The 15386-nt window shown below is 46.3% G+C and carries 9 protein-coding genes and 1 pseudogene; all 10 read left to right on the forward strand.

The genetic code is table 11. The annotated features are described in order from the left end of the window. Positions 1 to 698 precede the first annotated feature (698 nt). The 10 genes and pseudogenes from OH460_RS06915 to OH460_RS06960 all read left to right on the forward strand — a co-directional run bounded on the left by OH460_RS06915 (position 699) and on the right by OH460_RS06960 (position 15306). Positions 699 to 2380 (forward strand): annotated as a pseudogene (locus OH460_RS06915) (ABC transporter substrate-binding protein). A 169-nt stretch (positions 2381 to 2549) separates the two neighbouring features. Continuing rightward, positions 2550 to 3536, forward strand: a complete 987-nt coding sequence (locus tag OH460_RS06920; RefSeq protein WP_004738220.1) for an ABC transporter permease — start codon at positions 2550 to 2552, stop codon at positions 3534 to 3536. Positions 3537 to 3538: 2 nt separating this feature from the next. Then, the gene (locus tag OH460_RS06925) at positions 3539 to 4564 is read left to right on the forward strand and encodes an ABC transporter permease (RefSeq protein ID WP_008222181.1); all 1026 of its coding nucleotides are present in this window, start codon (positions 3539 to 3541) and stop codon (positions 4562 to 4564) included. Between the two features lie 2 nt (positions 4565 to 4566). Beyond that, on the forward strand, positions 4567 to 5550 hold the full coding sequence (locus OH460_RS06930) for an ABC transporter ATP-binding protein (protein WP_008222182.1): 984 nt from the start codon (positions 4567 to 4569) through the stop codon (positions 5548 to 5550). Between the two features lie 88 nt (positions 5551 to 5638). Next, positions 5639 to 6634, forward strand: a complete 996-nt coding sequence (locus tag OH460_RS06935) for an ABC transporter ATP-binding protein (protein WP_008222184.1) — start codon at positions 5639 to 5641, stop codon at positions 6632 to 6634. Between the two features lie 98 nt (positions 6635 to 6732). Then, a complete protein-coding gene (locus tag OH460_RS06940) occupies positions 6733 to 8454 on the forward strand; it encodes a glycoside hydrolase family 9 protein (RefSeq protein ID WP_269996136.1) in 1722 nt (573 codons plus the stop codon). A gap of 2 nt (positions 8455 to 8456) precedes the next feature. After that, positions 8457 to 9341 (forward strand): N-acetylglucosamine kinase, encoded by an 885-nt coding sequence (locus OH460_RS06945; RefSeq protein WP_269996137.1) that lies wholly within the window; start codon positions 8457 to 8459, stop codon positions 9339 to 9341. Positions 9342 to 9353: 12 nt separating this feature from the next. Beyond that, positions 9354 to 11288, forward strand: a complete 1935-nt coding sequence (locus OH460_RS06950; protein ID WP_269996139.1) for a beta-N-acetylhexosaminidase — start codon at positions 9354 to 9356, stop codon at positions 11286 to 11288. Between the two features lie 127 nt (positions 11289 to 11415). Continuing rightward, positions 11416 to 13821: a GH36-type glycosyl hydrolase domain-containing protein gene (locus tag OH460_RS06955; protein ID WP_269996141.1), complete on the forward strand. Its 2406-nt coding sequence runs from the start codon at positions 11416 to 11418 to the stop codon at positions 13819 to 13821. 72 nt (positions 13822 to 13893) lie between these two features. Next, complete coding sequence (locus OH460_RS06960; RefSeq protein ID WP_269996143.1) at positions 13894 to 15306, forward strand: phosphoglucomutase/phosphomannomutase family protein; 1413 nt, start codon at positions 13894 to 13896, stop codon at positions 15304 to 15306. Positions 15307 to 15386: the final 80 nt, after the last annotated feature.

Genomic DNA, 15386 nt, shown 5'->3' on the forward strand with positions numbered 1-15386 from the left:
TCCTGAACTAACATCACTCTATTAGCCCACCTTGCGTGGGCTTTTTTGTACATATAAGAGTCGTAAAAAGCACAATTAGAGCCATTCACACCCACTTCTTTTACAGCTTTAAACAAGAGAAATATCACGCTATTTCGACGTAATGAGTATCGGCATCAGCTACCAATTTTCGCTCTATTCTCCACCGATTCTAACCGTAGCCTGACTATTTGTTGCAGTTTGAGAAGCGAGTCACAACAGAACGGCAGATTTAATTTTCTCGGAAAATTTAACGTAAAATTAGTAAGTGACCAAGATCTACAATTAGATTAAATTAGAAACAACCGCCATCTTTAAATACACTAGATGTAAGTAACCACTTACATACAACATTCAACACTAAACTAGTTGCGAGTCACATCACCCTAACAATTACGAACAAAAAACCACCAAAGCGCCCTGTTTTGACGTTAATGACGTGAGGTTATCTGTTTTTAACGTTTTTGACGGGAAACGAGTTTGATTAATTCATCGATAAGGTGTTTTCTTACTCCTGCCAAAGGCCTACAGGCCACTCTTACCACTTCTCAGAAACAGCGATGAATCTGGAGCAACGAAGAAGAGGTAGGCCTTTAACCAGAGTGTGTATCTACTAACCAATTAGCGATAGATAACATTCAATCCATTAGTGAAATGAAAGCAAATAGTAAGGAACAGCTATGCTTGCCAATATAAAAAAAACAGCACTAGCAACAGCAATTATTGCAACTGCTACGACAGGTTTTGCATCAGTAGCAACAGCTGCAGAACGCAGCGAACTGACTATTCACCCGAAAGAGTACACAACATTCGTACGTAACTTTAACCCGTACCTTGGTGCTACTAACCTTCATACTACAACTGACTTCTTATACGAGCCGCTAGTAGTATTTAACGAAATGCACGGTAACACTCCTGTGTTCCGTCTAGCTGAAAACTTCAAAATGTCAGATGATCTGATGAGCGTTGTTTTCGACATTCGTAAGGGTGTTAAATGGTCTGATGGAGAAACTTTCTCTGCTGATGACGTTGTTTTTTCTTTCAACCTTGTAAAAGAGAAGCCAGAGCTTGACCAATCTGGTATCAACTCTTGGGTAACTTCTGTAGAAAAACTAAACGACAACCAAGTTAAGTTCAACCTAACAGAAGCAAACTCAAACGTACCTTACGAGATTGCTAAAGTACCTGTAGTACCTAAGCACATCTGGAAAGACGTTAAAGATCCATCAACGTTTACCAATGAAAACCCGGTAGGTTCTGGTCCATTTACAGAAATCGATACGTTTACAGCGCAACTATACATCCAGTGTGCAAACCCGAACTACTGGGATGCAGACAACCTAGACGTTGACTGTCTACGTGTTCCACAAATTGCTAACAACGACCAATTCCTAGGTAAAGTTGTAAACAGTGAAATGGACTGGACGTCTTCTTTCGTTCCAGATATCGACCGTACGTACGCGGCAGCTAGCCCTAAACACCACTACTGGTACCCGCCAGCAGGTACGCAAGCATTCGTTGTTAACTTCAAGCACCCAGATGCTGCGAGCATGAAGCATTAAGCAACGTTGAATTCCGTCGTGCCTTCTCTATGGCGCTTGACCGTCAAACTATCATCGACATCGCATTCTACGGTGGCGGTACAGTGAACGACTTCGCATCTGGTCTTGGCTACGCATTCGAAGCTTGGTCTGATGAAAAGACTCACAACAAGTACAAAGGCTTTAACACTTACAACGCTGAAGGCGCGAAGAAGCTTCTCGCTGACGCTGGCTTCAAAGATGTAAACAATGATGGTTTTGTTGACACTCCATCTGGTAAGTCTTTCGAACTAATGATCCAATCGCCAAACGGCTGGACTGACTTCAACAACACAGTTCAACTAGCGGTAGAGCAGCTAAACGAAGTAGGCATCAAAGCGAAAGCTCGTACGCCAGACTTCTCTGTATACAACCAAGCAATGCTTGAAGGTACATACGACGTAGCATACACAAACTACTTCCACGGTGCGGATCCATACACGTACTGGAACAGTGCTTACAACTCATCACTACAATCTGGTGACGGTATGCCTCGTTTCGCTATGCACTTCTACAAAAACGACAAACTAGATGGTCTTCTAAACAGCTTCTACAAAACAGCTGATAAGAACGAACAGCTAGACATTGCACACGGTATCCAGCAAATCATCGCTGCAGACCAAGTGACAATCCCTGTGATGTCTGGTGCTTACATGTACCAATACAACACAACTCGCTTCACTGGTTGGTGGAACGAAGAAAATCCAAAAGGCCGTCCAAACATTTGGGCTGGTATTCCAGAGCGTCTACTTCATGTACTGGACCTAAAACCAGTTAAATAAGTAATCGTTCAATCCTTGCGGCGTAATCTCTTACGCCGCTTATAAAAATCCCCACACTCTCAATTGAAAGTATGGCGCTCGTCGTCAGGGGATTTTTCGTTCCAAATTTCGCTAGGAGCGACCTGAATCCAGAAACAGGGAAACAATCTGGGTGAGTAAGGTGTGAGTTATGGGTTATTTTTTAAGACGTTTGTCATTTTATTTTGTCGCGCTATTAGTTGCAGCGACGTTAAACTTTATTATTCCAAGAGCAATGCCTGGTGACCCAGTTACCATGATGTTTGCGAACGCTTCGGTACAAGTTACTCCAGAACGTATTGCTGCAATGAAAGAGCTATTAGGTTTCGTTGATGGCGGCTTGCTAGTTCAATACGCAGCGTACATGAAGAACATCCTTAGCTGGGAGCTTGGTACATCAATTCAATTCTACCCTCTTTCTGTAAACTCATTGTTGGGTGGAGCATTCGGCTGGTCGCTGTTCTTAGCAGGTACCGCAGTAATTCTTTCTTTCTCTATCGGTTCAATCCTAGGTATTTTCGCGGCGTGGAAACGCGGCAGTAAATACGATGCCTTTGTGACGCCAGGAATGCTGATTCTACAAGCCGTTCCTCAAGTCGTTATCGCGATGATTGCACTATTTACCTTTGCAATCGGCTTGAAGTGGTTCCCGACGGGTTACGCTTACACCGCTGGTACTGTACCTGATTGGACAAGCTGGGCATTCATCAAAGACGTGGCTTACCACGCTTTCTTACCACTGTTCTGTGCTTCAGTTGTTCAAATTGGTGGCTTCCTAGTCAACATGCGTAACAACATGATCAACCTACTTGCTGAAGACTACATCACTATGGCGAAAGGCAAAGGCCTGAGCGAAAACCGAGTGGTATTCAACTACGCAGCGCGTAACGCAATGCTACCAAGTGTGACAGCTCTTTCTATGTCGCTAGGTATGGCAATCGGTGGTCAGCTAATTATCGAAATCATCTTCAACTACCCAGGTCTTGGCAGCGTACTTTTCAACGCAATTAACGCTCGTGACTACCAAGTACTGCAAGGTCAGCTACTTATCATGACGCTATTCATGCTGTTCTTTAACTTGGTTGCAGACATGCTGTACGTAGTTCTTGACCCTCGTCTTCGTAAGGGTGGTAAATAATCATGAAAGACTTTCTAAAACTCATTTGGCGTAACCCGATGGCCCTAACTGGCGTCATCATCCTAAGCATCTTTGTTCTTGGCGCTCTTGCTGCTCCACTGATCACCAAACATGCACCAGACAAGCGCACAGGTAACCCACACGAGTACCCAGGCTTTGTTGTTAAGTCTGCACAAACTAGTCCGAACGGCTGGGTGGCACAAAACCTTGCAGACGACCGCCGCACGTTGATCATGTCTAAAAAGGCTGACCACGTATTAGGTACAACTCGTATGGGCCGTGATGTTTGGTCACAAGTGGTATACGGCGCACGCGTATCACTCGCTGTAGGCTTCGGTGCTGGTCTAACAGTATGTCTACTAGCAACCGTTATTGGTGTTTCTGCAGGTTACTTCGGTGGTCGTGTCGATGATGTACTAACCGCGGCAATGAACATCATGCTGGTTATCCCTCAATACCCATTACTGTTCGTGGTAGCAGCCTTTATCGGTGAGGCAGGGCCACTCACAATAACCTTGGTTATCGGCTTTATGTCCTGGGCTTGGGGCGCCCGTGTTGTTCGTTCCCAAACCCTAGCACTGCGTGAAAAAGAGTTTGTTAAAGCAGCAGAAGTACTTGGTGAATCTCCAATTCGCATCATCTTCGTTGAAATTCTGCCAAACCTTATCTCTATCGTAGGTGCAAGTTTCATCGGTTCAGTAATGTACGCAATCATGATGGAAGCAACAATCTCGTTCCTAGGTCTTGGTGACCCGAACACAATCAGCTGGGGCATCATGCTTTACAACGTTCAAACCTCTTCATCAATGCTGATTGGCGCTTGGTGGGAACTGTTGGCTCCTTGTATTGCACTGACAATGCTAGTTACAGGCCTTGCTCTGCTTAACTTCGCTGTCGATGAGATTGCTAACCCACAACTACGTTCTCACAAAGGTATGAAGCGTTGGAAAAAGCTTGCAGCTCAAGATAAACAAGAACGCGAACCAGAACTACCACCACAAAATGCACTTTGGAGCGGAGATAAATAATCATGTCTGAACCACTAATTTCTATCCGCAACTTATGCGTGGATTACATCACAGAGTCAGGCGATGTGCGTGCGTGTAACAACGTTAGCTTCGATATCGCGCCTGGTGAGGTATTTGGTCTAGCCGGTGAATCGGGTTGTGGTAAATCAACCGTTGCTTTCTCGCTAATGCGTCTTCATAAGCCGCCAGCTTACATCAGTGGTGGTGAGGTTATCTTCAATGGTGAAAACATTCTTGAATACAGTGATGACCGTATGCAAGCGTTCCGTTGGAGTGAGATGTCGATGGTATTCCAGAGTGCGATGAACGCACTCAACCCAGTATTACCAATGGAAGAGCAGTTCTGTGACGTAATCATGCGTCACACGAACATGACTCGTGAGCAAGCTAAAAAGCGCGCTGAAGGCTTGCTGGAAATCGTAGACATTCACCCGAGCCGTTTGAGTGATTACCCTCACCAATTCTCTGGTGGTATGCGTCAACGTCTAGTGATTGCTATCGCGTTAGCACTGAATCCAAAGCTGATCATCATGGATGAGCCAACAACAGCACTCGATGTGGTTGTACAACGCGAAATTCTACAAAAGATCTATGCACTAAAAGAAGAGTTTGGTTTCTCGATTCTGTTTATCACCCATGACTTATCGTTGATGGTCGAGTTCTCTGACCGCATCGGCATCATGTACTCGGGTGAGCTTATCGAGGTCGCTAACTCACAAGATATTCTAGAAAACCCTTACCACCCTTACACCAAAGGGCTGGGTAGTTCTTTCCCTCCACTAACAGGGCCAAAGACAAAACTAACCGGCATTCCAGGCAACCCTCTGAACTTATTAGAGATTCCTGAAGGATGTCGCTTCCAAGCTCGTTGTGACCGTGTACATGAAACCTGTACCAAGGTGCCAACCAAGCTGCGCTCTATCGAGCCGGGACACTTGTCGAACTGCCACCTGTACGGTGACCCAATAGTACAAAGGAAGCTATAGCTTGCACGCTGATTCAGCGTGAATAACGAACAAGGCGGCTCCGACCGCCAAAAAGCAAGCGAAGCGAATAAGGATTCTGGAGACAATTATGAGCAAAGATTTCGGTCAATTATTGGTAGAAGGTAAGAACGTCGTAAAAGACTTCCCAATAAGCAGTACCACCATTCAAACCCCAATGATGCGTGCGATTAACGACGTGTCATTCAAAATGTACAAAAGCCGCGGCCTAGCCGTCGTTGGTGAGTCTGGTTCAGGCAAATCAACCACAGCAAAAATGATCGCAAAAATGTACGCGCCTTCAGGCGGTACCATTGAGTACAAAGGCCGTGATATTCAAGATATCTCAAGCCGTAAAGATCTGATGCATTACCGTGAAGGTGTGCAAATGGTATGGCAAGACCCGTTTGGTTCTCTGAATCCAACCCATAACATCTTCCACCATATTGCTCGACCACTGTTGATCCACAAGAAGGTGACTTCTGGCAACAAGAGAGAGCTAGAAGAGCGTGTATACGATCTTTTAGAGCAAGTAGGCCTAATCCCACCAAAAGAGACAGCGAAAAAGTATCCACACCAGCTGTCTGGTGGCCAACGTCAGCGTGTCAACCTTGCTCGTAACATCGCGGTAGGTGCTGAAGTCGTTCTTGCCGATGAACCGACGTCAATGCTCGACGTTTCGATTCGTGCCGGTGTTCTGAACTTGATGGAAGAGATGAAGTTTGAGAAACAAATGTCTCTGCTTTACATCACCCACGATATCGCCACTGCGCGTTACATCGCTGAAGACCTGTCAGTAATGTATGTGGGTCACATGGTTGAGTGGGGTGATACCGATGACGTAATTGCTAACCCTCAGCACCCTTACACCCAACTATTGGTTTCAGCGGTTCCAGATCCAAAGAAATCAATCCATGACCAATTAGCTGGCAACAAAGGTGAAATCCCGCTTTGGACACCAGCATCTGTAGGCTGTCCATTCGCTGGCCGTTGTACTCACGCGATGGACAAGTGTAAAGAGCAACTTCCTGGCGTGACTCAATTAGCAGAGAACCACTTCGTTCGTTGCTACCTACACGAAAGCTAAACATTAAGACTGAGTTAGGGTCTGCGGACCCTAACTACTTATATCCAAAACAATTCAGGTACCTAGCCACAAGAAACTAGGACCTTTGGAGAATATTGATGCTGTTATTGACCAACCATATTGGCTACGAATCTTCGGCTCCTAAGCAAGCTATTCTGCAGACAAAGAAAGCGCGTTTATCCAGTACCACTGCATTGCTCGTGTGTGCCGACAACCACATTACCGTGGGTAACTTCGACGTTGTAAAACAGGGTCGCGTAGCAAACTGGCATCAAGGGCAATTCTTCACGATCGATTTCAGCGCATTCACTGAGAGCGGACGTTACTACCTGCGCTTTGACAACCTTCGCTCTGAAGTGTTCGAGATTGGTAACAACCTACTAATGAGCCACACTTTTTCTGATGTGCTTCACTACTTTAAGTCACAACGTTGTGGCGGCATTTTTGATAAGAAAGATCGTCAAGCCCAAATTCTTGGCACCGACCGATACGTTGATGTTCATGGTGGTTGGTACGACGCATCAGGCGATGTAAGCAAGTATTTTAGCCACTTGTCGTATGGCAATTACCTAAACCCACAACAGATTCCAATGGTAGTTTGGAACATGCTTAAAAGCGTGCGCTTAACCAGCAACAACCCAGATTTCCCTAAATTCTCTATGACACGACTAATGGAAGAAGCGCTATTCGGTGCCGATTTCTTAGTACGTATGCAAGACGCGGCTGGATACTTCTACATGACAGTATTCGATAAGTGGAGCAAAGATATCAACCAACGCGACATCTGCGCGTACTCCACTCAAGAAGGCCATAAATCAACAGATTTGCAAGCCGGCTACCGACAAGGTGCTGGTGTGGCTATTGCAGCACTTGCCGCAGCGTCTGAACTAGACATATCGGGTAGCTACTCGAGCCAAACCTATCTTGATACCGCGACCAAAGGTTACTGGCACCTAAAAGAATACAACTTACAGTACCTAAACGATGGTGAAGAGAACATCATCGATGAGTATTGCGCCCTACTCGCGGCCAATGAGCTTTACCGAGTAACACAAGACGAACAATACCTTTCAGAAGCAAGAACTTGGGCGACTCGTTTAATCTCTCGCCAACAGTCAGATGATTCATTTGAGCACTTCTGGTCAGCTAATGCTGATGGCTCTCGTCCATACTTCCACGCTGCGGAAGCAGGGTTGCCAGTGATAGCCCTGTGCGAATACATCAATAATGAAACTGACGCAGAGCTCAAAGAACAAGCTCGCATTGTTGTTGAACAAGCATGTCAGTTCGAAATCAACATCACCGATAAAGTCACCAACCCATTTGGCTACCCAAGACAGTACGTAAAAAATGTTGATGGTGATAAGCGCGATGCTTTCTTCGTAGCTCAGAAGAACGAAACCGGCTACTGGTGGCAAGGTGAAAACGCACGTCTTGGTTCCATTGCAACCATGGCTTACCTCGTTCAACCACATATTAAAGATCACGGCTTGCAAGAACGTTTGATCCAGCTTTCACAGAACAGCCTCGACTGGATCTTGGGCCTTAACCCTTACCACATGTGCATGCTTGATGGTCACGGTCATAACAACCCTGACTACTTACCTCAGCTTGGTTTTTTCAATGCCAAAGGCGGTATCTGTAACGGCATTACCGCTGGCTTTGAAGATGATCAAGACATTGCGTTCAATCCACCAGCACAAAAAGATGACATGCTTCAAAACTGGCGCTGGGGCGAGCAATGGATCCCTCACGGTGCATGGTTCCTATTGGCAACCGCTGCGCAATTCAATTACCTAGCACAACGTAAGGAGCAATAATCATGACGCTTTATTACGTAGGTATTGATGGCGGCGGCACCTCTTGTCGTGCTCGTATTCGCGATGACCAAGGCACACTCATTGGTGAAGCGAAAAGTGGCAGCGCTAACATCCTTTTGGGTGTTGATGTGGCGATGAGCTCAATTGTCGATGCTATTACTCAAGCGGCACAGCAAGGGCAACTCGATTCAAGTCATTTTTCAAATATGCATGTCGGCCTAGCGCTGGCAGGTGCTGAGCAAAAGTCAGCATGGTTCGACTTCATGGCACAACCGCACCCTTTCGCCAGCATGACGCTCAACACTGACGCTTATGGTGCTTGTATTGGTGCTCACAATGGCCAAAACGGCGCCATCATGATAGGTGGAACAGGCTCATGCGGCATTTACCTACAAGATGGTGAGCAACATGTCGTTGGTGGCCGTGAGTTTCCAATTTCCGACCAAGGTGGCGGCGCGGTGATGGGGCTTCGCTTGATTCAACAAGTTCTGCTGGCAGAAGATGGCATTCGCAACAAGACAGCACTGACTCAACACGTGATGAACCACTTTGGCAATGATGTTGATGCCATCGTCAAATGGTCAAAAGACGCTATTCCAAAAGACTACGGTCAATTCTCGCCAGTAATTTTTCAACTGGCTAACGAAGGCGATGAGCTCGCTATCGAGATGCTCAAGCAAACCGCCGCTGATATCGAAATGTTTGTACTAGCACTACATCGAAAAGGTGCAGACAAGGTGTGCCTAATGGGCAGTATCGCAGAGCGCATTCTCAACTGGCTATCACCACCAATACAACAATGGATCGTTGAACCTCAATTTGACGCTATCGAAGGCGCATTGATGTTTGCCGGAAAACCACAACACAACTTGTATCAACAGGCTTAGCAGGGAAGTTATATGAATTATCGCATCGACTTAGCTGTTCTTTCTGAACAAAAAAATAACTGCCGATTTGGCCTTACGGTACATAACTTAAGTGATCTTGACGTTACAGATTGGTCACTCCACTTTGCGTTTGACCGATTCATCCTTCCAGAGAGTCTGTCGCAAGGCGAATTAACTCAGGTAGGAAGCTTTTGTTCTTACCAGCCAAGTGCCACCGTATTAAAGGCGAACAACCATTACTATCTAGAATTTAGTATTCAAAGTGCCCCATTCCGTTTCTATTCTGATGGTCTCAATGACGCCTTTATCCAAACACATAACCAAGGCGAAACCTCGGTACTACCAGTAGCAATATCACCAATAGTGCTGGCTTCACCATATCGTGAACGCAGCCAAATCCCAGAAGTAGATGCGGCACAGGTAGCACTGATCCCCCAACCAAATCAATTCGATCTGAAACAAGGCGGCTTCGCACTGAACAAAGAGTGCAAAGTTGAAGTTCAATCTCACCTTGCAGAGAAAGCTAGCACTTGGCTGCAACAAGAATTACTGACTACGTTTGAGCTAGCGGTTTCAACAGAACTCTCACCAGAAGAAAACGGTGACATTCTACTGCGTAGTAATCCGACTTTAGATGAAGCCGAGTACAAGCTAACGATCACAGCTCAGCAAGTGGTCGTAGAATCCGGCAGCCAATCAGGCTTTACGCATGCCGTCGCTAGCTTAATCCAATTGGTTCAACAACAAGATGCTGAACACTTCTCTGTGCCATGTTGCAAAATCGCCGATCAACCTCGTTTCAAATACCGAGGCATGATGTTGGACTGCGCACGTCACTTCCACTCTGTGGCGCAAGTGAAGCGTTTAATCAACCAACTGGCGCACTACAAATTCAACGTTTTTCATTGGCACCTAACCGATGATGAAGGTTGGAGAATAGAGATTAAGCGACTACCTCAACTCACTGAAATCGGTGCTTGGCGCGGCCCTAACTATGCATTGGAACCGCAATATACCCATATTGCGGAAAACTACGGCGGCTTCTACACACAGCAACAGATTCGCGAAGTTATTGAATACGCAGAACAGCGCAGCATCACGGTGATCCCAGAGATCGATATCCCGGGACACTGCCGCGCCGCGATCAAATCACTGCCTGATATGTTGGTAGAGCAAGCGGACACCACTCAATATAAGAGCATTCAGCACTACAACGACAATGTACTAAATCCAGGTTTATCGGGGACTTATCAGTTCTTAGATATCGTTATTGAAGAAGTCGCTGAACTCTTCCCGAGTGAATTGATTCACATGGGCGCAGACGAAGTGCCACCGGGTGTGTGGACCAACAGTCCTGCTGCTCAAGCACTGATGAAAGAGCATCAATACCAAGACAGCAAAGATTTACAAGGTCACCTATTTCGCTATGCCGAGAACAAACTTAAGCAGCTAGGCAAGCGCATGGTGGGCTGGGAAGAGGCACAACACGGCGACAAGGTGAGCAAAGAGACCATCATCTACTCGTGGCTCAGCGAAGAAGCCGCAGTGAACTGTGCTCGCCAAGGCTTTGATGTAGTCCTACAACCCGCACAATTTACTTATCTCGACATGACCCAAGATTACGCACCGGAAGAGCCGGGCGTAGATTGGGCTGCCGTTATCCCATTAGAACAAGCTTATACCTACGAAGCGCTTGCTGAGATATCCGACACCGACCCAATTCGTAAGCGGATCCGCGGAATTCAGTGTGCTCTATGGTGTGAGATCGTCACCAACCAAAAGCGTATGGATTACATGGTCTTCCCAAGAATTAGCGCTTTAGCTGAAGGATGTTGGACACACAAAAACAACCGAAACTGGCTTGATTACCTGTCTCGCCTAAAGGGTCACTTGCCGCTACTCGACAGACTCAATGTTGATTACCGCAACCCTTGGAAAGCTGAATAAAACAAAACCACAGCATGCTCATACCGAGTGATAGCTGACTCAAATTAAGGTGCTCAGTCCAACGAAACTCAGCATCACTATTTAAAAATTAGCTGCATAGATGCAGTTTGTTAAAAAGGAAATGACAATGAAATACGGCTATTTCGATAACGACAATCGCGAATACGTCATCACTCGCCCTGATGTACCAGCACCTTGGACCAACTACCTAGGTACTGAAAAGTTTTGTACTGTAATTTCGCACAATGCGGGCGGTTACTCGTTCTACAATTCTCCGGAATACAACCGTGTTACTAAATTCCGTCCAAACGGCACCTTGGACCGCCCAGGACACTATGTTTACCTACGTGATGATGAAACTGGTGACTACTGGTCTATCTCTTGGCAGCCAGTGGCAAAGAGCCTAGATGAAGCGAACTATGAGGTTCGTCACGGCCTGTCATACTCAAAGTTCAAATGTGAATACAGCGGCATTACCGCAACCAAAACGCTATTCGTACCTAAAGGTGAAGATGCAGAAGTTTGGGACGTTGTGCTAAAGAACAACACTGATAAACCACGTACTATCAGCACATTCTCATTTGTAGAGTTCTCGTTCAGCCACATCCAATCAGACAACCAAAACCACCAGATGTCTCTGTACTCTGCGGGCACGTCTTACCAAGAAGGTGTGTTGGAATACGATCTGTACTACAACACTAACGACTTTGAAGGCTTCTACTACTTAGCGTCAACCTTCTCACCAGACAGCTACGACGGCCAACGTGACAACTTCCTTGGCATGTACCGCGATGAAGCTAACCCGATTGCGGTTGAAAACGGTAAGTGTTCGAACAGCGCTCAAACCTGTTACAACCACTGTGGTTCTCTGCATAAGCAATTTACCATTCAACCAGGTGAAGAAGTTCGCTTTGCTTACGTACTAGGTATCGGTAAAGGCAACGGTGAGCGTCTACGTGAAAAGTACCAAGACACTGCAAACGTAGATGCAGCGTTCCAAGGCATCAAAGATCACTGGGACGAGCGTTGCAACAAGTTCCAAGTTAAGTCTCCAAACGAAGGCTTAGACACCATGATCAACACCTGGACACTATACCAAGCAGAAACCTGTGTGGTGTGGTCGCGCTTTGCATCATTCATTGAAGTTGGTGGTCGTACTGGTCTGGGTTACCGTGATACCGCGCAGGACGCTATCTCAGTGCCTCACGCGAACCCTGCGATGACTCGTAAACGTATCGTCGACCTACTACGCGGTCAAGTTAAAGCGGGCTACGGTCTACACCTATTCGATCCAGACTGGTTTGATCCAGAGAAAGCAGACGTCGAGCCATCAAAATCACCAACGGTAGTCCCAACGCCATCAGATGACGACAAGATCCACGGCATCGAAGATACTTGTTCTGATGATCACTTATGGATCGTTCCGACCATCATTAAATACGTGATGGAAACTGGTGAGCATGAGTTCTTTGATGAAGTGATTCCTTACGCAGACGGCGGTGAAGCGACAGTCTACGAACACATGAAAGCGGCACTGAACTTCTCTGCAGAATACGTTGGTCAAACAGGTATCTGTAAAGGTCTACGTGCTGACTGGAATGACTGTTTGAACCTAGGTGGCGGTGAATCTTCAATGGTTTCATTCCTACACTTCTGGGCTCTGCAAGAATTCTTAGACTTAGCTAAGTTCCGCAATAACGACGCTGATGTTGCGAAATACACAGAAATGGCAGCGAACGTTCGTGAAGCGTGTGAAACACACCTTTGGGATGATGAAGGCGGTTGGTACATTCGTGGTCTAACCAAAAATGGCGACAAGATCGGTACAGCTCAACAAGCTGAAGGTCGTGTACACCTTGAGTCAAACACGCTAGCAGTTCTATCTGGTGCAGTTTCTCAAGAGCGCGGTGAAAAAGCGATGGATGCAGTCGATGAGAACCTATTCTCTGAATACGGCTTGCACTTAAACTCTCCATCGTTCGCGACACCAAACGATGATATCGGCTTCGTCACTCGCGTTTACCAAGGCGTAAAAGAGAATGGCGCTATCTTCTCTCACCCGAACCCATGGGCTTGGGTAGCAGAAGCGAAACTTGGCCGTGGCGACCGTGCGATGAAATTCTACGATGCACTTAACCCATACAACCAAAACGACATGATTGAAACACGTTACGCAGAACCATACTCGTACGTGCAATTCATCATGGGTAAAGACCACCAAGACCACGGCCGTGCAAACCACCCATGGTTAACCGGTACCTCTGGTTGGGCTTACTTTGCAGTAACCAACTTCATTCTTGGTGTTCGTACTGGCTTTGAAGGCTTAACCGTAGATCCTTGTATCCCAACAGATTGGCCAGAGTTTGAAGTGACTCGTCAATGGCGTGGTGCGACATACAACATCACAGTACAGAACCCGAATGCAGTAAGCAAAGGGGTTGCCTCTATCACTATCAACGGTGAGTCAGTAGAAGGCGCAATCCCAGTTCAAGCAGAAGGCAGCGTGAACGATGTTGTCGTTGTTCTAGGCTAGTCACGCAACTTAACCAACCACTCTTGCCCCAAACCTATTGAGTTTGAGGCAAGAGACTAAAAGGATTTTCTAATGATTAAATTTGGTACAGGTGGCTGGCGCGCTTTCATTGGTGAAGAGTTCACCAGAGAGAACGTTCGCCTTGTGGCACAAGCGCTGGCAAACATCATCAACAATGAAGATGCAGCTAAAAACGGATTTGTGATCGGTTATGACCGTCGCTTCCTTTCCGATAAAGCTGCATGTTGGTTTGCTGAAGTTTTAGCCGCTAACAACATCAAAGTCAGCTTCATCGATAAGTTTGTTCCAACCCCTATCGTCATGTTCCAAGCTAAAGAGATGGGCTGCACCTACTCGGCATGTATTACCGCTTCTCACAACCCAGCCGATTACAATGGTATCAAGGTGTTCATTGAAGGTGGTCGTGATGCTGATGAGATCATCACAGAGAAGATCGAACAGCAAATCGCAACTCTAACCAACGAAGACGTTATCCGTGTCGACTTCGAACAAGCGTTGAACGACAAAGAGATCCAAATCATCAACCCAATGAACGACTTTGTTGATTCGATCATTAACTTCATCGATATCGAGTCGATCAAGAAAGCGAACCTACGCGTACTGATTGACCCAATGTTTGGTGTAGCGAAGAACGCCCTACAAACGGTTCTTATCAATGGCCGTTGTGATGTCGACGTGATCAACGATGGTAAAAACCCAGACTTCGGCGGTTTGATGCCTTCACCGAGCGCAGCAACATTGTATCGCTTGAAGCACTTGGTTGCGGCTGAAGGTTACGACATCGGTATTGGTACCGATGGCGATGCCGACCGCCTAGGTATCATCGATGAGAAAGGTAGCTTCATTCACCCTAACGAAGTGCTACTGCTGCTTTACTACTACTTGTTGGAGTACAAAGGCTGGAAAGGCTCGGTAGTTCGCAATATCGCAACCACTCATCTACTCGATAAAGTGGCGGCCGATCATGATGAAAAGAGCTTTGAGGTTCCAGTAGGCTTTAAGCATATCAGCTCGCAAATGGAAGCCGACGACTCTCTGATTGGTGGGGAAAGTTCGGGTGGTTTAACCATTCGCGGCCACATCAAAGGTAAAGATGGTGTCTTTGCATCAAGCCTACTGGTTGAGATGATCAGTGTAACGGGTAAGAAATTGTCAGAGCTCCTTGATGAGATCTACTCTAAATATGGCTATGCCTACACCGCGGAAGGCGATTGCAAGTTCAAACCTTCAGAAAAAGAAGCGCTCTACACCAAGCTCTATGTAGAGAAACAGCTGCCTGAGTTTGAGTACGAGATTGAAAAAGTCAGCTATGAAGATGGTGCCAAGGTGTACTTTAAGAATGGCGGCTGGGTGATTGCTCGTTTCTCTGGAACAGAGCCTTTACTACGAATCTTCGCAGAAATGGAAGATAAAGAGACAGCAGAACGTGTTCTTCAAAAAGTGAAAGACTTCCTCTCTCTATAGGCTTATAGAGTGCAGCAGTTTTGGATGGGACTTAACAAATCACTGCCTTGTTAAAGCCTATAGGTGAAGAACTCTTGCCC

The organism is Vibrio sp. Makdt (assembly GCF_027587015.1).
GTDB lineage: Bacteria > Pseudomonadota > Gammaproteobacteria > Enterobacterales > Vibrionaceae > Vibrio > Vibrio chagasii_B.